Source organism: Mobiluncus curtisii ATCC 43063, from assembly GCF_000196535.1.
Lineage (GTDB): Bacteria > Actinomycetota > Actinomycetes > Actinomycetales > Actinomycetaceae > Mobiluncus > Mobiluncus curtisii.
On record NC_014246.1, the window covers coordinates 89,174 to 114,829 of the forward strand.

28 protein-coding genes, 1 tRNA gene and 1 pseudogene are annotated in these 25,656 nt (G+C 56.5%); 10 read left to right on the forward strand and 20 right to left on the reverse strand.

Translation table 11 applies throughout. From position 1 onward, the window contains the following. Nucleotides 1-8 precede the first annotated feature (8 nt). The 6 genes and pseudogenes from HMPREF0573_RS00420 to HMPREF0573_RS00440 all read right to left on the reverse strand — a co-directional run bounded on the left by HMPREF0573_RS00420 (nucleotide 9) and on the right by HMPREF0573_RS00440 (nucleotide 3,178). Nucleotides 9-221, reverse strand: a complete 213-nt coding sequence (locus tag HMPREF0573_RS00420; protein ID WP_013188573.1) for a hypothetical protein — start codon at nucleotides 219-221, stop codon at nucleotides 9-11. A 2-nt stretch (nucleotides 222-223) separates the two neighbouring features. After that, nucleotides 224-1,084, reverse strand: coding sequence for a hypothetical protein (locus HMPREF0573_RS10005; protein WP_049776686.1), 861 nt, complete (start codon nucleotides 1,082-1,084; stop codon nucleotides 224-226). A 97-nt stretch (nucleotides 1,085-1,181) separates the two neighbouring features. Then, nucleotides 1,182-1,661 carry a prefoldin subunit alpha gene (locus tag HMPREF0573_RS00430; RefSeq protein WP_013188574.1) on the reverse strand — a complete coding sequence of 160 codons (480 nt, stop codon included), beginning with the start codon at nucleotides 1,659-1,661 and terminating at the stop codon, nucleotides 1,182-1,184. 186 nt (nucleotides 1,662-1,847) lie between these two features. Then, complete coding sequence (locus HMPREF0573_RS09855; RefSeq protein ID WP_236589793.1) at nucleotides 1,848-2,432, reverse strand: hypothetical protein; 585 nt, start codon at nucleotides 2,430-2,432, stop codon at nucleotides 1,848-1,850. 345 nt (nucleotides 2,433-2,777) lie between these two features. After that, nucleotides 2,778-2,903 (reverse strand): annotated as a pseudogene (locus HMPREF0573_RS10065) (helix-turn-helix domain-containing protein); the annotation flags it as partial. Between the two features lie 26 nt (nucleotides 2,904-2,929). Continuing rightward, nucleotides 2,930-3,178 carry a MerR family transcriptional regulator gene (locus tag HMPREF0573_RS00440; protein ID WP_013188577.1) on the reverse strand — a complete coding sequence of 83 codons (249 nt, stop codon included), beginning with the start codon at nucleotides 3,176-3,178 and terminating at the stop codon, nucleotides 2,930-2,932. Between the two features lie 191 nt (nucleotides 3,179-3,369). Between HMPREF0573_RS00440 and HMPREF0573_RS10070 the strand changes: the two genes are divergently transcribed. Next, on the forward strand, nucleotides 3,370-3,630 hold the full coding sequence (locus HMPREF0573_RS10070) for a helix-turn-helix domain-containing protein (RefSeq protein ID WP_420835176.1): 261 nt from the start codon (nucleotides 3,370-3,372) through the stop codon (nucleotides 3,628-3,630). On the opposite strand, the gene HMPREF0573_RS00445 is transcribed toward HMPREF0573_RS10070, so the two are convergent. Together HMPREF0573_RS00445 and HMPREF0573_RS00450 are read right to left on the reverse strand one after the other, a co-directional pair. Next, nucleotides 3,590-3,663, reverse strand: a tRNA-Met gene (locus HMPREF0573_RS00445). The two genes, HMPREF0573_RS10070 and HMPREF0573_RS00445, sit on opposite strands and share 41 nt — an antisense overlap. Before the next feature lie 167 nt (nucleotides 3,664-3,830). Then, a complete protein-coding gene (locus tag HMPREF0573_RS00450; protein ID WP_013188578.1) occupies nucleotides 3,831-7,157 on the reverse strand; it encodes a UPF0182 family membrane protein in 3,327 nt (1,108 codons plus the stop codon). A gap of 312 nt (nucleotides 7,158-7,469) precedes the next feature. Between HMPREF0573_RS00450 and HMPREF0573_RS00455 the strand changes: the two genes are divergently transcribed. After that, a complete protein-coding gene (locus HMPREF0573_RS00455) occupies nucleotides 7,470-8,171 on the forward strand; it encodes a hypothetical protein (RefSeq protein WP_236589574.1) in 702 nt (233 codons plus the stop codon). 27 nt (nucleotides 8,172-8,198) lie between these two features. Here the strand turns inward: HMPREF0573_RS00455 and HMPREF0573_RS00460 are convergent, their stop codons facing one another. Beyond that, complete coding sequence (locus HMPREF0573_RS00460; protein ID WP_004008091.1) at nucleotides 8,199-9,758, reverse strand: ATP-dependent helicase; 1,560 nt, start codon at nucleotides 9,756-9,758, stop codon at nucleotides 8,199-8,201. A gap of 174 nt (nucleotides 9,759-9,932) precedes the next feature. On the opposite strand from HMPREF0573_RS00460, the gene HMPREF0573_RS00465 reads away from it, so the two are divergent. Next, nucleotides 9,933-10,949, forward strand: a complete 1,017-nt coding sequence (locus tag HMPREF0573_RS00465; RefSeq protein WP_013188579.1) for a hypothetical protein — start codon at nucleotides 9,933-9,935, stop codon at nucleotides 10,947-10,949. Here the strand turns inward: HMPREF0573_RS00465 and HMPREF0573_RS00470 are convergent, their stop codons facing one another. Further along, a complete protein-coding gene (locus HMPREF0573_RS00470) occupies nucleotides 10,950-12,464 on the reverse strand; it encodes a zinc-dependent metalloprotease (protein WP_013188580.1) in 1,515 nt (504 codons plus the stop codon). It abuts the gene before it with no gap. An 18-nt stretch (nucleotides 12,465-12,482) separates the two neighbouring features. Here HMPREF0573_RS00470 and HMPREF0573_RS00475 point away from each other — a divergent pair, with 18 nt between their 5' ends. The 5 genes from HMPREF0573_RS00475 (at nucleotide 12,483) to HMPREF0573_RS09750 (ending at nucleotide 15,871) form a co-directional block, all read left to right on the forward strand. Further along, a complete protein-coding gene (locus HMPREF0573_RS00475; RefSeq protein WP_013188581.1) occupies nucleotides 12,483-13,700 on the forward strand; it encodes a YlbL family protein in 1,218 nt (405 codons plus the stop codon). Nucleotides 13,701-13,712: 12 nt separating this feature from the next. Next, a complete protein-coding gene (rph, locus tag HMPREF0573_RS00480) occupies nucleotides 13,713-14,486 on the forward strand; it encodes a ribonuclease PH (protein WP_004008095.1) in 774 nt (257 codons plus the stop codon). After that, a complete protein-coding gene (gene rdgB, locus HMPREF0573_RS00485; RefSeq protein ID WP_013188582.1) occupies nucleotides 14,483-15,178 on the forward strand; it encodes an RdgB/HAM1 family non-canonical purine NTP pyrophosphatase in 696 nt (231 codons plus the stop codon). Before rph ends, rdgB begins: the two co-directional genes overlap by 4 nt. 224 nt (nucleotides 15,179-15,402) lie before the next feature. Beyond that, complete coding sequence (locus tag HMPREF0573_RS00490; RefSeq protein ID WP_231294218.1) at nucleotides 15,403-15,672, forward strand: hypothetical protein; 270 nt, start codon at nucleotides 15,403-15,405, stop codon at nucleotides 15,670-15,672. 34 nt (nucleotides 15,673-15,706) lie between these two features. Next, on the forward strand, nucleotides 15,707-15,871 hold the full coding sequence (locus tag HMPREF0573_RS09750; protein ID WP_004008098.1) for a hypothetical protein: 165 nt from the start codon (nucleotides 15,707-15,709) through the stop codon (nucleotides 15,869-15,871). Nucleotides 15,872-15,889: 18 nt separating this feature from the next. On the opposite strand, the gene murI is transcribed toward HMPREF0573_RS09750, so the two are convergent. The 4 genes from murI to HMPREF0573_RS09755 form a co-directional block, all read right to left on the reverse strand. Beyond that, on the reverse strand, nucleotides 15,890-16,699 hold the full coding sequence (gene murI / locus HMPREF0573_RS00495) for a glutamate racemase (protein ID WP_013188583.1): 810 nt from the start codon (nucleotides 16,697-16,699) through the stop codon (nucleotides 15,890-15,892). Between the two features lie 18 nt (nucleotides 16,700-16,717). Then, nucleotides 16,718-17,542, reverse strand: coding sequence for a DUF2017 family protein (locus HMPREF0573_RS00500; RefSeq protein ID WP_004008100.1), 825 nt, complete (start codon nucleotides 17,540-17,542; stop codon nucleotides 16,718-16,720). 15 nt (nucleotides 17,543-17,557) lie between these two features. Next, the gene (gene clpS / locus HMPREF0573_RS00505) at nucleotides 17,558-17,860 is read right to left on the reverse strand and encodes an ATP-dependent Clp protease adapter ClpS (RefSeq protein WP_004008101.1); all 303 of its coding nucleotides are present in this window, start codon (nucleotides 17,858-17,860) and stop codon (nucleotides 17,558-17,560) included. Nucleotides 17,861-17,933: 73 nt separating this feature from the next. After that, nucleotides 17,934-18,083, reverse strand: a complete 150-nt coding sequence (locus HMPREF0573_RS09755) for a hypothetical protein (RefSeq protein WP_004008102.1) — start codon at nucleotides 18,081-18,083, stop codon at nucleotides 17,934-17,936. Between the two features lie 154 nt (nucleotides 18,084-18,237). On the opposite strand from HMPREF0573_RS09755, the gene HMPREF0573_RS00510 reads away from it, so the two are divergent. Beyond that, complete coding sequence (locus HMPREF0573_RS00510) at nucleotides 18,238-19,575, forward strand: nicotinate phosphoribosyltransferase (protein ID WP_013188584.1); 1,338 nt, start codon at nucleotides 18,238-18,240, stop codon at nucleotides 19,573-19,575. On the opposite strand, the gene HMPREF0573_RS00515 is transcribed toward HMPREF0573_RS00510, so the two are convergent. From HMPREF0573_RS00515 to HMPREF0573_RS09760, 3 genes are all read right to left on the reverse strand, one after another. After that, nucleotides 19,572-19,880 (reverse strand): DUF3039 domain-containing protein, encoded by a 309-nt coding sequence (locus tag HMPREF0573_RS00515; RefSeq protein ID WP_004008104.1) that lies wholly within the window; start codon nucleotides 19,878-19,880, stop codon nucleotides 19,572-19,574. The genes HMPREF0573_RS00510 and HMPREF0573_RS00515 overlap by 4 nt on opposite strands. Before the next feature lie 128 nt (nucleotides 19,881-20,008). Continuing rightward, the gene (locus tag HMPREF0573_RS00520; RefSeq protein WP_004008105.1) at nucleotides 20,009-20,293 is read right to left on the reverse strand and encodes an HU family DNA-binding protein; all 285 of its coding nucleotides are present in this window, start codon (nucleotides 20,291-20,293) and stop codon (nucleotides 20,009-20,011) included. A 259-nt stretch (nucleotides 20,294-20,552) separates the two neighbouring features. After that, the gene (locus HMPREF0573_RS09760) at nucleotides 20,553-20,705 is read right to left on the reverse strand and encodes a hypothetical protein (protein ID WP_004008106.1); all 153 of its coding nucleotides are present in this window, start codon (nucleotides 20,703-20,705) and stop codon (nucleotides 20,553-20,555) included. 14 nt (nucleotides 20,706-20,719) lie between these two features. On the opposite strand from HMPREF0573_RS09760, the gene HMPREF0573_RS00525 reads away from it, so the two are divergent. Beyond that, complete coding sequence (locus tag HMPREF0573_RS00525) at nucleotides 20,720-22,153, forward strand: sodium-dependent transporter (protein WP_004008107.1); 1,434 nt, start codon at nucleotides 20,720-20,722, stop codon at nucleotides 22,151-22,153. Nucleotides 22,154-22,197: 44 nt separating this feature from the next. On the opposite strand, the gene HMPREF0573_RS00530 is transcribed toward HMPREF0573_RS00525, so the two are convergent. The 3 genes from HMPREF0573_RS00530 to HMPREF0573_RS00540 are packed head-to-tail and all read right to left on the reverse strand — an operon-like array spanning nucleotide 22,198 to nucleotide 25,448. Further along, the gene (locus HMPREF0573_RS00530; RefSeq protein WP_004008108.1) at nucleotides 22,198-22,830 is read right to left on the reverse strand and encodes an ABC transporter ATP-binding protein; all 633 of its coding nucleotides are present in this window, start codon (nucleotides 22,828-22,830) and stop codon (nucleotides 22,198-22,200) included. Nucleotides 22,831-22,839: 9 nt separating this feature from the next. Beyond that, nucleotides 22,840-24,048, reverse strand: coding sequence for an ABC transporter permease (locus HMPREF0573_RS00535; RefSeq protein ID WP_236585908.1), 1,209 nt, complete (start codon nucleotides 24,046-24,048; stop codon nucleotides 22,840-22,842). Continuing rightward, on the reverse strand, nucleotides 24,045-25,448 hold the full coding sequence (locus tag HMPREF0573_RS00540) for an ABC transporter permease (RefSeq protein ID WP_013188585.1): 1,404 nt from the start codon (nucleotides 25,446-25,448) through the stop codon (nucleotides 24,045-24,047). Before HMPREF0573_RS00540 ends, HMPREF0573_RS00535 begins: the two co-directional genes overlap by 4 nt. Between the last annotated feature and the right edge of the window lie 208 nt (nucleotides 25,449-25,656).

Below are 25,656 nucleotides of genomic sequence, written 5' to 3' on the forward strand. Positions count from 1 at the left end.
AGGAACCTCTAAATCGCCACGGCGGAAAACAGGGCAGCAGCAGCCACAATCATGCCGCCACCAATCGCCTGCCACATCCCTGACTGAGTTTGCGGCCCATTCTGGTCTTTCAGGCCACCCGCAAGATTGATAACGCCCCACACTGTCCACAAACCTCCACCGATGATAGCGAATTTAGTAAACAGCTGAAGAGCCTGGCCAAGCATGTCACCGCCACCCATGCTCACTCTCCTTTCGTCAACCGACGAGCGCGCAACATCAGCACGGCACCCACAGCCATGAATCCAGCAGCCCATACAGCAGCAGTCTCAGCAACCGACCCAGTCTGAGCCAACTCAGGAGCAACATCCTGCTTACCAGCCGTGCTGGCAATGCCAGCCTTGCCGGACTTGCTGGCCACGCCAGCCTTGCCAGCACGCCCGTAGACAGCCTTACCAGGGGTCTTCGGTGCAGCCTCACTAACCCCAGCCACCAACGGCGCAGGAGCAGTCACACTCGGACGCAACACAACATCTTCAGGCAGCGATGCTTTCGACTTGGGACCCACCGGCGTTAGAGGAACCACACGGAAAGATGGCAACCCCAACCCAGACGAACTCGGCGTAACCGGAATCTGAGGAACCACCACCGGAACAGAAGGATGCGCCGGAACCACCGGCTCGGCAGGCTTAACCGGTTCCGCAGGTTGCACAGGTTCCGCAGGCTTAACCGGCTCGGCAGGCTTAACCGGCTCGGCAGGCTTAACCGGTTCCGCAGGTTGCACAGGTTCCGCAGGCTTAACCGGCTCGGCAGGCTTAACCGGCTCGGCAGGCTTAACCGGTTCCGCAGGCTGTACAGGCTCAGCAGGAGTGAATTCGCCCGGTGTTACCGGGTCAGGTGTCACCGGGGTTGTACCCGGATCCTCAGGAGCCGGTGTAACCGGCTGGGTCGAAGAAGAATCCGACTTGGGCGTAACCGGGTCACCCGGTGCAGCCATTGCCGCCATAGGCATCCCCATCGCCAAGACAGACGCGCACCCAGCCGCACCCGCACCAATCTTTGCCAGATAATGTGTTTCAACACGATGTTTAGCATTCTTACTCATCGTTCAAAACCTTTCATTCATTCCCGACCGAACACACCATCCTGGAATCCGGTCGGAACCAACAAACCCCGCCCCCTCCCTGGGACGGGGAAAACCATCATTGGCTCATATCAGCCATTTCTTGCCTAACGGCATCCATATCTTTATTCAACTTCTCAATATCGCGCGAGAACTCCCTCTGCCTATAACCGAGAGAATCAATAACCGAAGCAATCTCCTCGGGAGTTTCCCCGGTTATATCGGTCTTGGGGTCTAGCTGTGACGTAGGTTTCCAGTACAGCAATTCGTGGCAAGCAGAAGCGCTATAGGCTTGATACTGCAATGCCTCACATTCGGTCTTTAGCTCAGTAGCCTCCTCAACCAACTGCTTCAACTCCTTATCGGCAGCAACGAGCTTTTCATATGCCGCGTCATAGTCTTTCGGAGTAGCCTTCCCATAGTCCTTTTCCTTGTACAACCCAGCATCTTCCAAGGTTTTCAACGCCTTTTCCTCTTGAGACTGCTGAGCACAACCAGCCAGACCAGCAACCAACAGCAACCCAGCAAACCCCGCAGCTGCAACCTTGTTAATAATCATGATTTTTCCTTCCGTTATTTCCCTTCCCTGGGTGCTAGATTCCTAACCAAACGAGGCCAAACGCCCCGCAATTGTGAATCTAGCACCCACCCCGGAACCGAAATCTTTGACTTTCCCGCAATGCGAAATCCCGAACCGTCGATAAACGTTTTGGAAACGAGGCAAGCCAAAAACTTCGGCAACACATCAAGGAACACCAACTCTCACCTCTCGTACCCGACGCTTCACCCGCTCAGCATCAGCCTTGGCATACAAAGCCTCGGTAATCTCACCCAACTTGGCAGTAATAACACTCGCCTCAGACTGATCCGGCATACACCCGAAATGGCCACACAAAAACGTAGACATAACATTCTCCTGAGCAGTCAAATCAAGCTTTGACCGCCCTTCAAGAATCGCGGAAACCTCCGCCCGACCCCACTCATCACGCTTACGCTGCTTCTGCGCCACCACCGGAGCCACACTGCCCGGCACCGGAGCCGCCAACACATCACGCAACCGATAAATCACCAACCCCGCACCGTTACGCACCTCAGAGGGAAAAGCATTAGCCGCTAAACGCTTCAGAATCTCACGCTCACTCCACCCCGCACCCAACGCTTCGTGCAGCAGCCCCGACACCACCTGCGCCGCCGAATCCGGCAAAACCCCCATCATCACCGATGGCAAACAAGCTCGAATCAACCCCCAATCCGGAGCCACCTCCCCCGCCCCCTCGGACGAAGATTTTTCCAACCCATCCACACCAACCAAACCACCCTGGTCGCACATAACGTAAGGTTCAGTGGTTGGTATGGAATTTAAATTGGGGTTGTTTAAAGGAGGCAAAGTGCCAACGTTGGCACTTTGCGAACTCTCAGAATCCGCTAAGTGCCAATCTGACCCTTTGGTTTGTTCGCAACGAAAAGTCCCGTTTTCGTCCAAGTTATCCACAGGCTCTGTTTCGCTAAGTGCCAAATTGGCCCTTTGGTTTATTCCCAACGAAATCTCTACACCGACAAAAAGCCGGTAGCCATTAGGCAAACGGCCATCCTGACTCGACCGATGCACGACTTCCAGAAAACCATTACCCTTCAAAAAAGCAACCGACCGCTTCACACTCCGCACAGAAGTTGAAGCCATACGCGCCAAAGTATCAATAGAGGGATGACACAGCCCCTCATCGTTAGCCTGGTCAGCAAGAGATACCAAAACCAACTTGTCCAAAGGCTTCAAATTCTGAATTCCGAACGCCCACGTCATCGCCTGAATACTCACCGAGCCACCCCCTAAAACAACTCCGGAGGAAACACCGCATTGTCAGACTCGGTTTCAACATCATCGACCACTTCAGCACTGGTGTTCTCGGTCGCTGGGGTGGGGGTAAGAATACGAGAAATCTCAGAAGCCGGGATTCTGTAATAGCCAGATGGAAGTCTCGTGTAAGCAAGCTTCCCCTCGCTTATCCACCGGTAGATTGTTCCGGTGGTCACTTTCAGAAGCTTGGCAGCTTGCTTAGGACTCAGTACCTCACCCATAAAAACCTCTCATTGTTACGTTTACTGTAACTATATGACTGAGAATATACTGATAATTATGTGTTGTCAAGCGTGTTGATGTTGCATGATTTGCAATCATGTGTCAGTATGAACCTATGAATTCAGTGATAGCTGCTCCTATGAGCGCACAGACCGTTGACCAGCGGGTCGGTGAACTTATCCGATTTTGGATGTACCGCCGTGATATTAATCAACCGCAACTTGGTAAGTTGCTTGGACTTACTAGAGCAACAGTCTCGCGCAAGATTTCAGGCAAGGTAACTTGGACAGTCACCGAGCTAGCAAAGACGGCTGCCATCCTAGAAGTTCCACTCTCAGAACTCATGCCCGAAGACACCGTAGAAATAGCAAAGTCCCTGGAAGCGAATGCTTCCAGGGACCGTGGAACAGTAGCGGGGGCCGGATTTGAACCGACGACCTCCGGGTTATGAGCCCGGCGAGCTACCGAGCTGCTCCACCCCGCGTCAAGCGACCCGTACACTTTACCAGTTCTGAGGTTTTACCTCAACTTGGCGGGCGTCACGAGTCGAGGTCACAAGCCCGTTGCGGCACTTTCCGGGTCGACTGACGGTTTCTCAGACCAGCGATTTTCACCTCGACTTGGGGACTTTCCGCAGTCGACCCTCCCGCGTCAGCTAGCGGATTTCCGGGGTTGTGGACGGGCGCTGGCTGCCGCGGTGGATTTCGCCTTGGGACTGGCCGCAGAGGCTTTCACCTTGGGGCTAGCCGCCGGGGTCGCTGCGCCGCTGGGCTGAGCAGTTGGCTGGACGCTAGGGGTATCTCCGGGATTTGCCGGCTGCGTCGCGTCCGAAGGCAACGGCGCCCCGCCATCGAAGGTCAAAGCCAGCTGCAGCTGTTGCTTTAGCTCGGTTTGAGCCTTACCGTAGGCTTCCCAATCGCCTGCCTTCATAGCCGCGTCCGCATCATCCATGGCCTTCCATGCGCCGTTCAGAGCCGCCTGGAGCTGCTGTTGCGGCGTCAAATTCGGTTCGGCAGGGCTCTGCTCACCATCCGCACCGGAAGCTCCCGGCACGTCATTTTCAGAAGTCTGTACCCCGGCGTCACCGCCAAATAGCTGATCCAGGGAAGCCTGCAGCGTCGGGGCGAAACCAATCTTGTCACCGAAAGATGTCAGCACGAAACGCAGCAGCGGATAGGACGTACCCGAATTACCCTGCACATACACCGGCTGGACATACAGCAGCCCCCCGCCGACTGGCAAAGTCAGCAGGTTACCACGAACAACTTCGGTAGATTGCTGGGACAGCAGGTTCAAGGTCTGCGAGACCGTATCGGTGGTCTTGAACTTGTTGGACACCTGACCCGGACCGGGAACTGCCAGGTCCGAGGGCAAGGACAGCAGCCGTAGCTTGCCATACCCGTCACGAATCTTGCCGGGCTCTGATCCCGTTTCCGAGTCCACCGTCAAATACCCGGTCAACACGTTTCGGTCCGATTGTCCGTAAGGAATATAGGTCGAGTACAGTGAGAACTCGGTCGATTCCTGACCGGGGGCTTTCATAGTCAGATAGTAGGGAGGCTGCAGCGCTGACGAGACGGTTTGGGAACCCTCGTGAGTCGGGTCATCAGGCAGCTTCCAGAAGTCCGAACCGGAATAGAACGAACGCGGGTCGGTCGTGTGGTAGCGCGCAATGAGGTTTCGCTGCACTTTGAACAGGTCCTCAGGATACTTAAAGTGCGCCATCAAATCGCCAGAAACCGAACTCAGCGGCTCAATCTGACCGGGGAACACGTTACTCCAAGCGTTGACGATGGGGTCTTTCGCGTCCCACTGGTACAGATGGACCGAACCGTCGTAGGCATCAACCACGGCTTTCACCGAGTTGCGCATATAGTTCACGTTATTCATGACTTGGTAGCCGTAGCCAATGTTGCGCGAATCAGAGATAGAAGTGTTCAAATCCATGTGGTTTGAATACGGGTAGGAGTTCGAGGTCGTGTAACCGTCAACAATCCATACCACCCGTTTCGGGGTTTTCGGGTCGCCGTCCATGTCCACGACCGCGGGATAAGCCCGCGAATCCAATGTCAGGTATGGGGCGACTTTCGCCACGCGTTCTTCGGGAGAACGATAAAACAGGATTTGGGATGATTTATTGACCTGTTGAGAAAAGAAGATTTCAGACGAACGGAACTTGAGGGCATACATCAGCCTCTCCCACAGGTTACCCACGCTGGGTCCGCCTTTACCCGTAAAGGTGTTGTTCACGCCCTTGTCCTGAGTTACATCCGAAGGGTAATCAAACTCGCGTTTCGGCGCGCCCTTTGGCGCCCCCACGATGGAATAATCCGGCGAGAACTGACCAAAGTAAATCCGCGGTTCATACTCACCCAACTCGCCTTGGGAAGGGATACCTTTTTCCCAAAACGCCGGAGAACCGTCCCCTTCAACCTTGGAACCGTAGGCAGTAACGACCCCGAAACCGTGAGTGAACACCGTATGCTGGTTGACCCAGGACTTTTGAGAATCGCCCAGCTGGTTCGTATCCAGCTCGCGAACCGCAATCACGGTGTCTTGTGCCTTGCCGTCAATCGTGTAGCGATCTACCGCCAGGTTGGAGGCAAAACGATAGTACTGCCGGTTCTGTTCCATCTGGCCAAAAGTGCGGGACACCACCGAAGGGTCCAACAGACGAATCGAGGCGGTAGACTCGCTGTCCGACCGGAGCTGACCGGCAGTCGCCTCCGTGGTCGCTTTATAGGTTTCTTCCTTTACGTCAGCGATTCCAAAGGCGTCACGAGTCGCTTTGATGTTGTTCGAGATGTAGGGCGCTTCAAGTTCCTGCGCGGAAGGATCGACCTGGAACCGCTGCACCAGCCACGGGTATAGCCCACCCACCAGCACTGATGACAGCACCATGACACCGACCCCGGTGGCGGGAATGACCCAAGACTTCCGAAATGCACCGATGATGAACAATACCGCGATGACCAAGGAAATCCCTACCAAGATGTTCTTGGCTGGCAGGACGGCATGAATATCGGTATAGGACGCCCCGGAGAATTTGTCGTGCGTGCCCAGCAGCAGCACGAACCGATCCAGGTAGTAGCGCAGACCGATGATGGCAGCCAGGATAGCCAGCAACACCGAAATATGAATCCGGGTGCGGTTGGGGATTTCAGCAATCTTCGTGGACAAGTTACCTTGCAGATAGTAGCGACCCAGGGTAAACATTCCGGCAGCCACCACCACATAGAACAGCAGGGTGGTCAACTCGGAAAATACTGGCAGAGAGAACACAAAGAATGACGAATCGCGAGCGAAGATGGGATCCTTGACCCCAAAGTTACTCCGGTGGAACCATGCCGCGAACAACTCCCACTGCGAAATCAACGGGGTGGCGACCATCAGACCCACCACCAGCGGCAGCACCACAATCAGGAATTTACGCCACGGCTGCAGAGTATCGTGCAGGGCTGCCACCGCGGGACGCTCGGAGCGGCGGGTAGCACGCCGGAATTCCTCCTCCAAATCAGCCGTGTCAAAGACCGTTTCAAACTCAGCATCCAAGTCAATAATTTTTTCCGAGTCAGCAGGCTTGTCGGCACCTTTACGGTCCGTTGACTGTTCGCCTGGGTAGAGAGTTTCATCACTCTGCGAGTCTGGCTTTTCCTGCTTACCGGTATCTGGGTTAGTTTTTTTACCGTTACGCTGCGCTTGGCGTTTCGCCGCGTCCATCTTGCGTTCCGCGTTGCGACGTTTCTTAGCTTTGCCGCGTTGCGAAGCATCGGGACTCGCCTGTGCCGCAATCATCAAGTTCACCCATGTCACCGCGGCCGCCAACAACATTGCCACGACCACCAGACCAATGCGCCACCCCCAGGCTGTCAACACCACGGAAATGCGACCCAGCTGCTGATACCAAGCCAGTTCTGCCCAAACTTTGGACATGACACCTACCACGGCGATAAGCACCGCGATAATCGCGACGACCATGCCCAATGTCTTGTTTCCACCCTGCGGAGCGGAATTCGTTCCCCCGGCAGCGGGACGTGGCATACGGGGCGGCTGCATCCCGCCCGGACCACGCGAAACACCCCCCGGAGGACCGGCAAAAATGTTGCCAAAGAATGAACCGTTGGAGGGATGCCCTGTACTCACTTAACACCTCAGTTTCAAATCGGGTACTCAAGTGCCATCTTTCCACAAAACCTCGGTGTTCTTCCATTCGGGACATTTTTCGTCCACTGTGACCGCTCACCTGAGTGATTCCCCGAAGTTTCAACTTTTGATGGGATAATGGAAATCATGAGTGAGTCAAGCAATCCTTTAACGAATTTTCCCGGCGGGACCGTAATGGGGATGTCATTTACTCCCGATGGGGACTCCCGCCCGACCCCGACCGGGGAAGAATCCGTACCCCCCGCGTCTGAACAGGTTCCCGTCCCGGCTGAGATTCCCGCTATTGTGCGGGTAGTGTGGGAGATTGACGCCCATGCCGAACCACTGACAGACCTGCAAACAGGTCAGCTCTTTACTCTGCACAAGACCGGGGATGCCGCCCAAATGCTGACCGGACATGCTCCGGATGAGCTGGTCAACGCGATGCGTGATACCGCCGAGTCAGATCCGGAATCGTTGACTGCATTGCCTTTCCAGCTGCCCAACGATGACGGTTTAGATTTCTTAAAACAGCTGGGGCGCGTGGTGTGGAGCGACGAAATCGAAGGCGTGGCGGTGCTCTATGAAACGAACGCCATGTTGACCGCCGCGGACATGGCAGATGCCCCCGCTGACCCCCAGGAACGGCAAGCCTACCTGGAGAAAAAGACTGCTGGTCAGGAACGGTCCCGCTTCGTTGTGGCAGCCACCCGCACTGAAGCCTGGTCGGTCGTGCACCCGCGCTTCGACACTGACCCGGAGCATATTGAACAGGGCCCGGCGTTAGTCGCGGATTTGCTGCAGCTGATTACCAACGGCATCAACGGTGGTTCAAACACCGCTTCTTGACCTGCGCTAGCGCCGACCGAACCGAGTCTAGTGCCTGCCGGAACGCCGCAGCGTGGCACTGCGGTGAGGCCAAAACGGCGCCAGGAAACGGCACGCCTCACGCTCTTGAGAGGAACCGTCACGGCGGGCTTTGGCAAAAGACACGATAAGTCGGCTGCGCGCCCGAGTCACCCCGACATAGCACAAGCGACGTTCTTCTTCGATGGTCGCAGCGGTTTGGGCGAGGCTGATGGGCAGTAGCCCTTCACTGGCTCCTGCCAGAAACACGACTTCCCACTCGAGTCCCTTTGAAGAATGCAGGGAAGCTAACGTTACGCCGCCGGGTTCGTCGTCCTCCGTGTCTGTCCCGCTGTTCGCAGTTCCTCCCGCTAGTTTCGTGACCTGGTCCTTGATTACGAAAGGAATTCGTTTCGCCCCCAACGCCACCGCGAACAGGGCAGCTTGGGCGTTGGTGCGGAATAGCACCGCAATTTGGCGGGGCGACAGACCTTCCGCCAGCAGGTCTTGAATGCGGCGGGCAATTTCCTTGGCTTCAGTTTCATCATCCGGCGCCACGAACCATGACACTTCCGGACCGGTTTCACGTTGGGATACCAAACGGACAGTACCTCCCAGAGGTCTACCGTCCGTGCCTTTTGCCTGAGCGAGAACCTGATTCGCCAAGTTTACAATCTGAGGAGTGGAGCGGTAGTCCCGGATGAGTTCCACAACCTTCGCTTCGGGATAGGTCTGGGTGAACTCGGTCAAGTATTCCGGAGTGGCGCCGGCAAAAGAGTAGATGGTTTGTGCCGCGTCCCCCACTACTGCCAGATCACGGCGGCGACCCAACCAGCTCATCAACAGGTAGTTTTGCAGGGGTGAGACGTCCTGATATTCGTCCACCACGAAGTAGCGGTACTGGTTGCGGATGGTCCGCGCCACATCCTCGCGTTCATCCATCATGCCCGCGCAGAGCAGCAAAATATCTTCAAAATCCAGCATTTCTGCCGCTATTTTCGCGTCCTCATAGGCGTCCAGCAGTTCTGCCACTCGCTCGGTGCTCAAATCGGCTACGGCTTCGCGCCCTGCCGCTCGCGCTGCCAGGGCATAATGCGACGGGTCTATTAGTGAAACTTTCGCCCACTCAATTTCCCCCGCCAGCGCGCGCACCTGCGCTTTTCCGAGGTTCAGCCCCAAACGTACTCCCGCTGCCGTCACCAGGGTCGCTTTCAGCCCGGTCACGGTGGGCACGGTCCCCCCCATAACCTGTGGCCAAAAATGCCTGACTTGCGCCAGCGCCGCGGAGTGGAATGTGCGCGCCCAGACCTGTCCCACCCCCAGACCTTCCAGGCGGGTTTTCATCTCTGCCGCGGCTTTTTGGGTGAATGTCAGCGCCAACACGTTTTCGGGATTGACCTGACCGCTGCGCACCCCGTAGGCGATGCGGTAGGTAATTGCCCTGGTTTTTCCGGTACCCGCCCCCGCTAGCACGCACAGTGCTCCGTGCTGGTGCTGGGCGACCTCGCGTTGCTGTTCATCTAGGTCATCGAGCAGTTGGACGGCGCTCACTTCCGGGCTGGGCAGCGCGTCCTGACGCTTACGGTCCACGGTTACCTCCTCTCAATCCCGCGTTTCCGGGTTTCCTCAAGTGTCCCACGCCGGTCGACACGGCACGAAACCGGGGGTCTGTCCAGCCTGGACGCTGAGTTATCCACAAGCTCTAAATTGTCATTTGAGTTTATTATATATGTTTTGAGATGCTTTGAATAGAGGTGATATATTATGAAACTAAATGAGGGTATTCACTTGGTTCGGCTACCTGATGGCTCCGTCGAGCTGTGCGCCGGGTTGGAAACCATGTTTCACTTTCCGCAATGTTCCGAAAAAGAGTTCCAGCTACTGCAACGCCTGGTGGCAGGCTGTACACGCCCGGATTTGTCCGATTTTGCCAAAGCCTGCCGCATCCCCTTGACCAGAGTCTCGGAAATGCTGCGGACCTTGGCTGATGCGGAACTGCTGCAACTGCGCAATCCCCGCCTGTACGGCGGTCCCGATGACGGTTTTTGGTCACGAGTGGGGGGCGCCAAGATGCGCCGCACCTATCGGCTTCGCCAAAAACTGAGCGTCTCCCTCAATCGAGCCGACCGCATGGCACAACTGCTGGCGGTGGAACTGGGCGCCGCCGGCATCGGCAAGATTCAGGTCCCCACCTCCACCCGCAGTCCCGAACCGGACTTGGAAACTGCCCCCCATCCGCGGCTCACCACGAAAGACCTGGTGGAACAGCGTCGACGGCACGCCACGGTAACGACGCAGCGAATCGCGGCGGACTTGGCGGTGCAGTTCAGCTGGGGCATCCCCGATCCGGTAGCGGCACAAAAAGCGATGCAGACCAATCAATCTTTCCTGGCAGTGGTGGCAGGCCACGATTTTGTTGAGGTCGGACCGTTGGTCGTGCCCGGACTGACACCGTGTACATCCTGTCTCGCCCTGCACCAAGCCACAGCGGTGACGCACCTGGCAGAACGCGCCGCGAACCTGCACTGGGCAGCATTTCCACGGGTAGAAACCGCGTTGGCAGGAGTGGGGGCAGCGATTGCGGCAGCGCAGGCTCTGGCGTTCCTAGATTGCCGTGCTCTGCATCCCGGCGATGTCACACGTATCTCGGTGGATGGCGCCGTCACCACGCGGCACTTTGAGTCTCACCCGGAATGCGATTGTAGTTACCTCCCGATGGAACTTGACGTCCCTCCAGAACCGGCATTTGCGAAGCGGGCACGGACAGTTCCCGCTGCCTGACTAGGCGTCAGAAGCGGGATTTTGCGGGCTGTCCGGGTCCGTCCCGTCACCGGAACCATCGGGAGAATCGGTACCGAAACGGTCTTGTGACACCTCCGCGTCACCCTCCGAGTCGATACCGGGTTCCAACCCTTTGGCGTATCCCAAAGTCCCTTGCAGCATGGCCTCTAAATCGGCTTCCAGAGGGTCTTTCGGACCTTCTCCTGCCAAACGCGCCACGAACTGGTCGGGGGCGTCGAAGTCGCTTTCCTCCGGCAGCAGGTCCGGGTGGTCCCACAAGCCTTCTGCCCCGGCTTCTCCGAGCTTTGCCACCAGCTTGGACCACAAGGCGCTGGCTTCGCGCAATCGTTTGGGTCGCAGTTCCAAGCCGATGAGGGCGGCGAACGCTTTTTCTGCCGGTCCACCGGTGGCGCGGCGCCGATTCATCATCTCTCGCAAAGCGCCTATCTGGGGTAACGCCCCTGCCAAGCAGCGCGTGGTCACCATGTCGACCCAGCCCTCCATGATTGCCAGCAGGGTTTCCAGACTTTGTTTCGCCGCGGTTTGGTTGTTCGTCTGGCTGGGAGTCAGCACGCCTTGGGCAATAAGTCTATGCAGGGCATCTTGATCCATCGGGTCCAGCCCTTGCAGGGCAGACTCCATCGCCTGCAAATCGAAGTTGATGTCCCTCGCATAGTCCTCAATCGCTTTAATGACGTGCATCCGCAACCACGGCACCGCGTGATAAAGCCGCACGTAGGCAGCTTCACGAGTCGCCAGGAAGGTCAACACCGGCTCGACTTCCAGGCTGATGTCGGCAGCGAACTTTTCCACGTTTTCCAGCACTATTGCCGCTTGATTCACCTCTCCAACCGGCAGCCCGATGTCGGTCGAGCCGAAACTCTCCGCCGCTAAAGTCCCCCAGGCCTGACCAAACTGCAGCCCAAACAGATTTGAGCTCAACACCCCCAGCAGGGAATCCAGATTCAGCGACGCCGGGTCACCGTCCTTGGAAAACAGCCCCATCAGCTGATGCAGCTCGGGTGGTCCGGAAGAAATCTCAACGTGTAAATCCCCGTCCGCAATGTGCGCAGACAATGCCTGTTTCATAGAATCAGACGTCTTCGCAGCCACCGGGGTAACCAAGATTTTCCAGACTTCAGACGAGGCATCCAGCCACTTTGGTACGGACAGGGCAGCATAGCTGGCGGGGGGTGGCGTGAGCGAAGTGACCGGGTCGAGACGCAAATTCGCTTCTGACAGAGCTTGACGCACTCGGTCTGCATCCGCGGAAGTCACCACTTGGGTTGCCCCGCCCAGGCGCCCCAAGGCGGTCATGCGCGCCAAGTCCCAGTTCACCGGTTCATCGGAACTGGACAGCAGCGACTGTAACGGGAAAGCAAAAATACCTTCTCCACCAGAAAACGCCGAAAACGGGGTGCCGGAACGGAGCTTTTCTTCCATCTCGCGGGCTTTTTCCTCGCCAAAAACCTGGCGCAGCATTTGAGCCCAGTCAGGCATCTCACTTTCATCCATGAGACTATAGTATCCGTGATGAACACCGATGCGCTGGATAAGGGGGCGGACACGCCCGTACCCAAAGATTCACTGACGCTTGCATCCGGAACTGATGCGCTACCAGAAGACCCTGCTGACGCGCCCGAACCGACCCGCTCCCGCTGGTCTTTGAGTCGTTGGGTCTGGGGTCTCGTCCTCATCGTCCTGGGCGGGTATTTTCTGTTCCTCTATTCCTACCCGGTGGTCATCAACTATCCCGGACCGACTTTTGACGTACTGGGTAAGGATTCTAAGCAGACTCCCCTCATCGAGGTAAAAGGCGCGAAAACCTATCCGAATCACAACGGACAACTCCGCATGACCACGGTTTCTTCCCTGGGCGGGCCCGGTTCCATGGTCAGTGGTTGGGACCTGATTATGGCAGCATTTAACCCCAATGCCACCATCTTGCCGGTGGATGTGGTCTATCCCCGCAACGTCTCTAGCAAAGATATTAAGAAACTCGGCGTGCAACAGATGGACCAATCCCAGCTTTCTGCCGAGGCGGTGGCACTGGAAACCTTGGGATATAACGTGAAAATCACCTGGTCTGTAGCTGAAATTGCCAAGAAATCCCCCGCGTTCGGAGTCTTGCATCGCAAAGACGTGGTACGGACCATAGCCCGACCTGGTCAAACCCCGGTGACTGTCCACACGGTCGAGGACTTGCGAAAATTCCTGGAAGGAGTGCCGGGCGGCGACACTATAGAACTCGGCATCGTCCGCGATGGACAAGCCCAGACGGTGCGTATGAAAACTGCTCCGGCAAAATTACCAAAAGGCAAAATCGGGAAAGGTTCGCAACTCAGCATCTATTTGGCTTCGGATGTAAAGATTCCCCTCGACATCACTTTCCATCTGCAAGACGTGGGCGGACCTTCCGCAGGGACCATGTTTGCCTTGGGAATAGTGGAGCAGCTCACACCCGAACACCTGACAGGGAAATCGGTGATTGCCGGAACCGGGACTATCGACCTGGCTGGAAAAGTCGGTCCTATCAGCGGAATTGCCCAAAAGATGGCGGGGGCAAAAGCTGACGGAGCTAAGTTTTTCCTGGCTCCGACCCAGAACTGTGACGAAGTCGTGGGTCATATCCCGAAAGGGCTGACGGTGACAAAAATCGGCACGTTTTCCGAAGCGCTGGACGCAGTGCAAAAAATCCGCGACGGAAAGACCTCTGAACTGCCTCAATGCACGGTTCCCGCCCAGAAATAATAGACTGTGGATATGACTGAGAGAATAGAGCGCGCAGACGGTCGTCGGATGGACCAGCTCCGCGAGGTGACTTTGCACATGGATTGGGTCAGTGCCCCGGAGGGCTGTGTGTTGGTGTCTTGCGGGAACACCAGGGTGCTGTGTTCCGCCAGCTTAACGGAGGGGGTCCCCCGGTGGCGCAAAGATTCTGGCTTTGGCTGGGTCACCGCCGAGTATGCCATGCTCCCCCGTGCTACCGACACCCGTAACACCCGCGAGTCAGTCAAAGGGAAAATCAGCGGGCGCACCTCAGAGATTTCCCGACTCATCGGACGGGCGTTGCGCGCTGCGGTGGATTACGCCGCGCTGGGGGAAAACACTATTGCGATAGACTGCGACGTTTTGCAAGCCGATGGGGGTACCCGTACCGCCTCGATTACCGGGGCTTGGATTGCCCTGCAGCGCGCCATTGCCGTGGGGCGGGACAGCGGTTTTATCCCCGGCAATCCCACCCGTGACTCGGTCTGTGCTATTTCGGTGGGTATCATTGATTCCATCCCCCGCCTGGACCTGCCCTACGAGGAAGATTCTCGTGCCGAAACTGATATGAACGTGGTGATGACCGGCTCCGGATCCCTGGTGGAAGTACAGGGAACCGCAGAAGGCGCCCCGTTTAGCCGTGCCGAGCTGGACGCTTTGCTGGATTTAGCACAGGCTGGTTGCCGTGACTTAACCCGGCTGCAGCGCGCGGCAGTAGACAGCGCACCCGGAGCGGTGCTGACGCTAACAGATGGAGTAATCGCGTGAGTATTTTGACTTCTGTACCGGATTTGCGGGATAAGAACGCTCAGAAACTGAAACTGCCACCGGAGGCTCAGGTGGTGATGGCTACGGGTAATGCCCACAAAGTTCGGGAAGTTGAAGAAATTTTGCGTCCTTTGGTGCCCAGCCTGCGCCCGGGGGGGATTGTCGCCGCCGGCACGTTGGGAGCGCCAGAACCGCGCGAGGACGGTACGTCATTCTCTGCCAACGCTCTGATTAAGGCACGGGCCTTGGCCAGCGTGGTGGATGTGCCGATTTTGGCAGATGACTCCGGTTTGAGCGTGGATATTTTGGGTGGCTCCCCCGGAATTTTCTCCGCTCGGTGGTGCGGGCATCACGGCGACGACCGCGCCAACCTGGAACTTTTGTTGAACCAGCTGCAAGACATTGACGATGGTTATCGCACGGCAGCTTTTATCTGTGCCGCGGTGCTGCTGATTCCGGGAGGTGGAACATACCTGGGAAACGGGGTTATGGGCGGACGATTGGTGCGCGAGCCGAAGGGAAAAAATGGCTTCGGATACGACCCAATTTTCCTGGCAGACGGTCAGGAGGTCACCAATGGTGAGCTCAGCAAGGACGCCAAGAACGCTATTTCACACCGCACCAAAGCCTTTAGCCAGATTGCTCCACAGCTCGAGGCAATGCTGGGGGTTCGCACTCGTCTCACCCGGTAACGGCAGCGTCCCCCTCCGGACTGCCCTCATCGCGCTGGGTCGCAACCGACGCTGCCTCAATTGTCCAGACAAATTCTGTGAGTCGCCTGTAAGGAGGGAGAATTTTTCTTTGATTTTTCCCGGCAGTCTAGCCTTTCACGGGGCAAAATGGCACAATGGAGGGTGAGAGCAAAGGATTGCCCTCGCGGAGTCGTTTAACTTCGCCAGAGTTTCAGGAGGAAATTATGCTTTCAACAGATGTAGTTGGGGCGATAAACCCCGCGTTGACAAATCAGGCTTTCACCCGCCCGGCTCCGGAGCCCAGTGGGAAAGCAGACAAGCCCGAGCCCATTTCGAACACCTCGAAAACCGAGGCTGCGGCTACCGGCGGTCACAGTGCCTTGAACGGTAACGTTGCTGAATTCAAGCCTGTCGTTGGTCCTTCACAACCGACCCATGCGGATTTGCCGCACACCTACAAGTCATCGAATTCGCACCTCGATGTCATGCTGTGACGGTTATCCGAGGTACTGAGGAAAGGACGGAGTCATGAACCCAATTTCTGGCGCTGCGCCGATTATGGACGCAGAAACGATGAAAGCCCTGATGGTAACGGCTGTCGCTGCACAGACAGCCACCGCGACTAAAGCTGCTACGGCAGCCGCAGCGCTAAAGGTCATGAACCCGCAAGGCGGGCTCGACGTTTACGCCTAAGGTTCAGTAATCTGATTTTCACACGCGCTCGACCGCAGTGACCTCCGGTCCCAAGAATCTGCGTGCCAGCCGTGTAAAGGTTTGCGTATCCCCCGTTGCCAAGAACTGGTAACGGGGGTTTACCGTATCTGTGCCGTCATCTGTGTTCAACCAGTCCTTGTCCAACAGTTGACGATAGACATCGTGAGCAGTCTCCTCGGCAGAAGAAACCAAAGTCACTTCCGGTCCCATAACGTAGCTGATGATACCGGAAAGCAACGGATAATGAGTGCAGCCCAACACCAGGGTGTCCACCCCGGCATCACGGATTGGTTCCAAGTATTCTCGCGCTACCGCTAGCAATTCCGGACCCGAAGTAATGCCGCGTTCCACGAAGTCCACGAATGCCGGGCAAGCTTTCGCGCTGACCTGCACTTGCTGGTAAGCGTGCAGGGCACGTTGATAGGTTTCCGTTTCAATAGTGGTGTGGGTAGCGATGACCCCGATATGCCCATTTCGGGTAGCGGACACGGCACGATGCACGGCTGGTGAAATGACTTCCAGGACGGGAATCCCCAACTCATCATACTTTGACCGCGCCGCAAATACTGCCGTAGCCGAAGCCGTGTTACAGGCGATGACCAGCATCTTTACCCCGCGATCCACCAGCTTGTCCATGACGCTCAGGGACAGTTCTTTGACTCGTTCCACCGGTTTGGTGCCGTAGGGGCTATTGGCAGTGTCTCCGATATAAATCACCGATTCACCCGGCAGCTGGTCGATGATAGAACGAGCCACTGTCAGCCCGCCCAGCCCGGAATCAAAAATCCCAATGGGTGCGTTATTCACTATCAAATCCTTTGCGTTCTAACCATCAACGGCATACATTAACGTTTCCAACCACCACGACAAAGCATTATAAATGCTGGCGATGGTGATTTCGTAAGCTGTGTAGACCCCGGTCTCCGGGTCGGACTCCGCCATCAGCTCGACTTCTTCCGCTCTGGTGTCGTTATCAATGCCCAAGGACCACCCCAAAGCCAAGCGTGCATCGTTGATAGCGGTGACCCACACTTTCAAGGCTTCCGGCTTCACCATCACGGCACCGTTGCTGTGGGCAGCCCACCGCAGGCTTTCAGCGACCGTTCGCATGGCAGCAGTTTTTTTCGCTGCCAAATCGGGGGTGGTCAAGGCGCGCAGTTCCGCAGCTTCTTCCGGGTCCTGGCTCATGGGGCGCAAGATTGCCGCAATGTAGGGGTTCGCTGGGCATGGACGCGGACCCAGGGGGTCGAAGTCTAGCGCCGCTAAGGTTTGATCGTCGGTCATGCCCCGTGAGTTCGGTTCAAAGCCGGTGTTTCCGCGGCGTGGGGTGGCGGATTCACCAGGCTGTTCGTGGGGCTGATTGAGGTCCGTTTCCGTCTCTGTTTCCTCACTGGCGCTGTGCAGTTCGGGACGCGAGGTGATGGAAGACACCGTATCTACTCCCAACAGTTTCTCAAACATGAGAGTGTGTTCTTTCGGGGAATTCGGATCGAGGTCCACCCCCATCATGTCCAGGACGTCGCGCTGTTCTTCGGCTTCCATCGCGTCAGCCAGTTCCTCGAAAATCCCCGCCAGCAAGACCGCCTCGTGCGGCTCAACCCTGCTGAACCACCCTTCTGAAGGCGCGTTCAGCGCTGCAAATGCACGCATCTTGTCCGGTCCCCCTCAATCAGCTTCCTGTTCGAGCGTCGCCCACAGCCCGTATTCACTCATCGCCAACACGTCAGCTTCCATCTGTTCACGGGTTCCCGCACTCACCACAGCGCGACCTTTAAAATGGACTTCTTTCATCAGGTGCTCCGCGCGCTCGTGCGAGTACCCGAAATAGGTCTTAAACACCCAGGTCACATAGCTCATCAGGTTCACGGCGTCGTTCCACACCACTGTGTTCCACTGACCGGGAAGGACCCGGTCCAGCTGGGCGACCGCAGACGGAGCATATTCGGTACCGGGTTCGACAATACTCACGCTTTAAGGTTAAAGGTTTTTGACCAGGCGCGCAGGATTACCGCGCCTCGAAGCAAAAAGCTCCACCAGCATCTTAGAGCACCAGTAAACCGACCAAACCTGCCAGGAGCAGCACCACCAGGAGGGCGACGACAGCCCTGGTCACTCTGCCGCTGCCGAGCTTGTGGGCATTTGACACGTGGGGAACTAGGTTTTTACGGGAATCAGCATCATCCTTGCGCATAGCTTTATGCTACCGGCTCCCGTCACGCCACCGAGACGGGAATGAACAGATGTCGGCTTTATCCCCGTCCTGGTGACAGGTAAACGCGCGAGAGGGATGCCGGCGTCTCCGGGTAAAAACGGAAAACCCGCCGGGCACGACTATAATTATACCTATGAACACGCGCGAATCGACTGCCTTACTGACTGATATGTACGAGCTGACCATGGTGGACTCCGCTTTGGAGCACGGGATGGGACAGCGCCAATGCGTGTTTGAGATTTTTACCCGACGATTTCCCGCTTCGCGGCGTTTCCTGGTGATGGCTGGAGTGGCGCGGATTTTGGAGGGACTCAAGCGTTTCCAGTTCGATGATTCCCAGCTGAAATACCTCTCGGATCACAAAATCGTCGGACAGAAAACGATTAAGTTTCTGGAGGATTACCAGTTTTCCGGCGACATTTTCGGCTATCCCGAAGGCGAAGTATTCATGGTGAATTCGCCAATTTTGACGGTTCGCGGGACGTTTGCCGAGACTTGCCTGTTGGAAACCTACCTGCTGTCGATTTTGAACTTCGACTGTGCGGTGGCGTCGGCGGCATCCCGGATGACCATTGCCGCTCACGGCAGACCCTGTCTGGATATGGGGGCGCGCCGGGTACATGAGCGGGCGGCTGTTTCCGCTGCTCGCGCCGCACAAATTGGCGGTTTTCAGGGTACGTCTGACTTAGAGGCCGGGAAACGATACGGGATTCGCGCTATCGGCACTGCTGCCCACGCCTTTACCCTGCTGTTTGAGGATGAAGAAGCCGCTTTCACCGCTCAGATTGAGTCGATGGGTCCGGACACTACACTGCTGGTAGATACCTACGACGTGACTGCTGCCGTCGAGAAAGCGGTGCGAATTGCCAGAGCTGCCGGGGGGGAACTGGGTGCGGTTCGTTTGGATTCGGGTGACCTGGTGGCAGGCGCGTTTAAAGTTCGCCAACAGCTCGATGATTTGGGGGCGACTTCCACCAAGATTACGGTGACCAATGATCTGGATGAATACGCTATTGCCGGTTTGGGCGCCGCGCCAGTGGATTCCTACGGGGTGGGCACCCGATTGGTGACCGGTTCGGGGATTCCGACCGCTGCCCTGGTCTACAAGCTGGTCGCTCGTGAGGACGCAAACGGGAATCTGGAATCGGTGGCGAAACGCTCGGTTGAGAAGTCGACTCGGGGCGGATTGAAATGGGCGGGACGCGCTATTGAGGATCACACTGCCACGACCGAGCTGCTGGTGACTGCCCCGAACCGGGAGGCTGCTACGGAATACTTCGCGAGTCACGAGGCTCGCCCATTGCAGCGGGATTTCGTAATCGACGGGACTATTGACAAATCTTGGATTGGTCCCGATGCCCTGCAGCGCGCTCAGCAGCACCACATCGAGTTCCGTAACGAACTGCCTTATCAGGCGTGGCGCTTGAGCGAAGGCGAAGTGGCTATCCCCACGGAATACGTGGACCTTTAGCTCTCAGAACCACCGAAAAAGGGCCAGCCGGGTTGACCGTTATGGTCCCCGTTCATGGACTTCATGATTTCTTTGCACGCCGGGCAAATCGGGAAATTCTTAGGGTCGCGCATCGGCACCCAGACTTTGCCGCACAGGGCGATGACAGCTTGACCGGTCACTGCCGAGGCAGTAATTCGATCTTTGCGCACGTAGTGGGCATAACGTTCGTTGTCACCAGGATTACGTTTCAGTTCGGTTTCGGTGCGTTCCAGCACCGCCGTGCCACCTTGAGTCAGGGGCTGACCCGCAGTTGTTTCGCTCATGCCACCATTGTAACCTGTAACCGCCCGGGTCAGCCTGGGCTGTGGTGGTGGCAGACTCGGTCCGAGCGACGCCCCTAAAAACAAAGCCGGTCGCCACGGGGGCGACCGCTTCGTACGAGATGCTTCGATTACTTGTTGGACACAGCCTTCTTCAGGGTGGAGCCGGCAGAAATCTTAACGCCGTAGCCAGCGGGAATCTTGATTTCTTCGCCGGTGCGGGGGTTGCGACCGGTACGAGCGGCACGAGAAACGCGCTCCACATTCATCAGACCGGTTACCTTCACGGTTTCACCCTTCTTGAGGGAGTCAATCAAGATTTCCTGGAAAGCAGACAGAGCGCCGTCAGCTTCGGTCTTGGACAGACCGGCTTTTTTGGCGATCTCGGCAACAAGTTCAGTACGATTCACAGACATGTGATTCCTTTCGGATAGATCGTCGATTTCACTTTGGTGAAATCCTCCATTAGAGACTACGCAAATTTAGCGCATTTGTCAGCAAGTTAGCAAACAAATCTCGATTTTTCCGCGGTTTTCCACCCTCTGGATGCACTCGTTTCACAACGACCACAAAAGCCTCATATTTTAGCCTTGCTGCGGGGCATCCCGACGGGTCGGTACCGCGCACTTCCCTAGCGACATTTCGTGGCGCGGCTGGTCGGGGTCACGAACGGAACTAACCGTTGCGGGTCACGTCACTCGCCCCACCGGGCTGGTGCGCCACAAACGTTGCCCCGACCGCCCCGACTTTCCCCCAACGCATCCAAAATACGGTCTTTTTGGGTTGGGAATGTAAGATTTCTGCGGAGAGAGCCCCGGCTGGTTTCACAACCCAAAATACCGTTGGCTGTCCCCACTGCAAAATCGAAAAGACAAAGGAAGATTATTTTGGTAGATGTCAGTGTGGTCCCCGAGCAGCGAGCCTCGTGGTCAGGAAAACTCGGTTTCGTCCTCGCGGCAGCCGGTTCAGCGGTCGGATTGGGCACTATCTGGCGTTTCCCTTACCTGGCGGCGCACTACGGTGGGGGCACGTTTATCTTTGTGTTCTTTCTCTTTATGCTGACCTTGGGTGTTGCGCTGCTGGTGTTGGAAATTGCACTAGGGCGGAACACGGGCAAATCCATCATCATGGCGTTTGCATCTTTCGGTAAGCAATATCGGTTTGTGGGAATGCTCACCGCCGCGGTCCCCTTCATCATTGCTTCGTATTATGGCGTGGTGGGCGGCTGGGTGACCCGCTACATGTTCGCCTACGCCGCCGGCATGACGAAAGAACTGGCTGACGGAGGCGATAATTTCGGGGCATTCATCTCTGACGGTCCGCAATCTGTGGCGTTCATGCTGCTGTTCGGGGCGATTACGTTCATCATCGTGGCACTGGGGGTCAACGGTGGGGTGGAACGCGCTAACCTGATTATGATGCCGGCGCTGATTCTGGTTTCACTGTTGATTGGAATCTTTACTTTGACCCAGCCCGGCGCTTTGGACGGTTTGCGATATTTCTTGGTTCCCGATTTTTCCAAGTTTTCACTAGAGTTGCTCATCGCCGCTCTGGGACAGACGTTCTTTGGTCTGTCGCTGGGTGCGGCGACGATGGTCACCTACGGGTCTTACATGAAAAAGGACGTCTCGGTGACGTCCTCGGCCCTCCAAACGACCGGCACCACGCTGGGGATTAGTCTGCTGGCGGGATTGATGATTATTCCCGCCACGTTCGCGACCTTGGGTTCTGCCAACGCCGTGGCAAAGAATTCCGGACCGTCCCTGATGTTCCTGGTTATCCCGGAGGTGTTTGAAAAGTTTGGCAGAATCGCTACCGGTATCGGTTTCGTGTTTTTCCTGCTGGTCATGTTTGCCGCTCTGACCAGTATGATTTCCCTGGTCGAAGCCTGTGTGTCCATCCTTCAGGACACTCTGGCATGGAAACGACGCCAAGCCCTGTTGGTCACTGTCGTGGTGCTCAGCTCTGCGGGAATCATCGTGACCTTGGGCTACAGCTCCCTGTCGTTTATTCAGCCTCTCGGTGAGGGGTCGACCATACTTGACTTCCTGGACTTTATGACCAGCTCGGTGATGATGCCACTGGGTGGTTTGTTGATGTGTCTGTTCTTTGGGTGGCGAAAGAAGCCAGCAGTACTCATTGACGAAGTGCGTCTCTCTGGGGAGTTCAAAAGAGCCGGGCTGTGGGGTGTGATGATTAAATACGTCGCCCCCATCCTGCTGGTGGCAATCTTTATCACCAGCGTGTTGAAAACGTTCGGCATTATCAGCTTCTAAAAAGAGTTTTGCCTCCGGCGAGTAAATCGACCGGAGGCAAAACTTTACAGTTCCACAAGTTTGCGTCGCTGTAGTCGCAGGGTCACGTCGGCGTTGCGGGCGAGCTCTTTGGAGTGAGTCACCACAATGACGCATTTGCCTTCCTCGTGGGCAGCCTTTTGCAGGATTTCTGTCACTCCCGCGGCGGTCGCTTCATCCAGGTTGCCGGTCGGTTCGTCTGCCAAAATGACCGGCGCTGCGGACACCAGGGCGCGTCCGATGGCGACCCGCTGCTGTTGCCCGCCGGACAGCAACAGGACGTTGCGTTTCGCTTCTTTCGCGTCCAAGCCCAACTTTTCCAACATTTCTGTGCTGGCTTTCGCGTTGACCAAGCGCAGGTTCTCCAGTGGAGTCAGGTAGTCGATGAGGTTGTAGTTTTGAAACACCAGGGAAATTTGGTGCTTGCGATGGTAGGAATAACCCTTTTTCGCGATGTCTGCCCCGTCAAATAGGACCGTACCCGCGGTCGGGGCATCGAGTCCTGCCAGCAGACTCAGCATCGTGGATTTGCCTGCCCCGGAGGCTCCCAGAATGGCATAGAACTTACCTTTCTGAAACTCGTAGTTGACGTCGTCCAGGACTTTTGCCCCAGCACCTTTGTAGGTGTAATCGATGTGATCCAACTGTAAAATGCTCATTTTTTCTCCTTAACTCAACTTGGAAAGAATAGATTTCGGGGTTTGACGCATGATGGGGAACAGCGCCAGCCCCAGCGCGATGATGATGACCAGGAAGCCCAGTCCCAGGGACATCGCATTCCCCGCGATTCCGTTGGCAGGCTCTAGCGCCGCTAACGTCTCATTCCCGGCTTTGGACAGCACCAGCTGACCCAAGCTGTTTGACAGCAGCCGTCCCAGGATGACTGCCAGCACGGCGCCCAGCGCCCCAAATATGATTGCCTCCAGGAGGAACTGCAGCCCGACCTCCAGTTTCGTCTTGCCCAGGGACAGCAAGATACCAATCTCGGGCAATCGCGAGCGCACCCAGAATGTCGCCACCAGTGCCAATACCAGCGCTCCTGCCAGGCAGAATCCCCACAGCAGCATTCCTAGCATCTGGTCGACGCCGGAAATGGCTTGGAGCACATCGGCGAACTGCGCCGAATTGTTTTCCAGGCTCAGCTTGGGGGCCGTGGTCTGAGCGGCTTTCAGGACCTGGGGCAGTTGGTCAGCTCGCTCGGTAAAGTAACGTGCGGTACTGACCTGACCGCCGAGCTTTTGCAGGGCGTCGAGGTTCGTAAACACTTGGTTTTCGGAGTTCCCCGAGGGCAGCCCGGTACGGTTTTCGGCTTTCCCGGAATAAATCCCCCCGATTTTCAGTCGCACCACGGTGTTTTCGTGGCGCAGTTCCAGGGTGTCTCCCAAGTGCAGGGAATTTTTCCGCGCGAAGTCGCGGTGAATCATCGCCTCAACACCAGGTTTACCGATGTGAGAGCCCTGTTCCAAGGTATAAATTTTCCCCAAGAACTCTGGGTTTAGCGACGAATCGCTGGTGCCTTTGATTCCCAGCAAATCCCCGCCAAACTCGGGGTCCAGCTGGATTCCGCTGGCGGCGCTGACCAGGCTGGCATTTTCCGGTTTTGCTGCAGCTTCGCCTTCATAGGCGTGGCGTTTGACTCCCGGCAGGTCAGCGAGTTGTTTCAAGGTCTGGTCCGGGAGCTGACCGGTTTGGCTGGTGGCGGTGAACCCCGCCAAAACGTTAGAGCTGATGGCATCGCGCACACTCAACATGGTGGACTTTACCCCGGACTGGGCGACCAGGGCGGTAAACACCAGGGTAATAATCGCCACCATCAGCAGGCTGCGACGCGGTCGGCGAATGACCGAACGCCAAGAACGTGACCATACCCCGTTCATTTGTTATCCACCAACAGGGCACGCGGGCTTTTTCGCAGCATCGGCACGGAGACAATGACCACGACTATCGCAATCAGCACCAGCACCGTGATTGCAATCTGACCAGCGGATGCCAGGCTCAGGTCTACGGTGAGTTTCTCTAGCGTCTTCATAGACGCCGAAGATTCCATATCCGCCCCAAACTGACCGGCTTTCGCCATTTCTTGAGCAGCTTGGTGATTGACCGAGGACAGCACGGAAGTGCCCATCCCCTGCGCCAGCATTCCCGCCCCGAAATAGGACAGGACGAAAGCAGGAACGGCAATAAAGATTAGCTCCAGGGCGTACTGCGCCATAATGCTCGCTTTGGTCACCCCCATCGACAGCAGGGTTCCCGTCTCTTTCTTACGTTCGTTGAGCCACAGACACAGCACCAGCGCCAAAATGGCTCCTGCCAACACAAAGGTAGCAATCGTGGTGGTGGTCATGACACTACGAACCCCGTCAATCGCGCCGGTGATACCGGCGAGGTATTGGGTCGAGCGGCTCAACTGGTAGCTGCGCCAGTCGATGTCTTTGGCAGCGGCAGCTTTCACCACATCGTCAAAGTTGGCGCCCTTTTTCACAAAGAAGTTCGCATCTTGATAGATTTCGGTGGCAGGTGTGACGTTGTACAGCGTCCGGGTGGTGTCCAAGTCGGTAAACACGGTGTTAGAAAACAGTTCGTTGCGCGATACCGCCCGGTCTGCGTTTGAACCGGACACGAGTCCGACGATTTCGGTGGTGACTTCATTAGTCGAGTGGTTTTGGTTATCGGCGTCATAAGGGTTGCCCTTGAGTGTCAGTTTGCTGCCGATGGTCAGGTGATTGGCTTTTGCCAAGTCCTGGTTGATGATGGATTTATTTTTGTCCTGGGCATTCAGGTGGCGACCTGCCACCAGTTTTAACGCCCCGGAGCGGAAGTTATTATCCATCTTGGTGTCGTTGACTCCCCACACGTTCACGGCGTTGCCGAACTGGGCTTCTTTCGTTTCGTCATAGTCTTGACGGTCGAGCTTTTGGGCTGTGGCGTCCACCAGGTCAGCGGTGACGTTCTGGCGGGCGACGTAGTTCTGCACTCCGTCCAGCGAGGCGAGTTTTTTAATGTCGGCGGGCTTCACGTTTCCGGCGCCTCGCGGCGTGCCGGTGTTGAACTGGGGATTGTTTCCCAGCACAAATCCCTGTCCAGTTTTTGCATCGATTTCCGCCGCGGTGGCGTCAGTAGCGCGGGACACGGCATTAGCGGACATCAGCACCGTAGACATCGCCAGAAATATAGCGAAAATGATGATGGTTTTAATTCGTTTCCGGGCGACGTAACGCCAGGACCTTCCTACGAACGACAATAGATTCCCTCCTGTCGTGGTGTTTAGCGTAAGCATAGTGATTTTCTTTGCTCAGTAAGCATAAGCAACTGCGGCGGCACCCGCCCTCGTGGAGCCTCATACCAGGGTATTAACCCGTCGATTCGTCCTCAGACCAGAGCACCACTTTGCCGAGCTGAGTATCCATATTGCCTGAGGGTCGTTTTATTCCGAAACAATCATCATAACACGCAAAAAGACCTATTTTCCTGTAGATTTCCTCAAA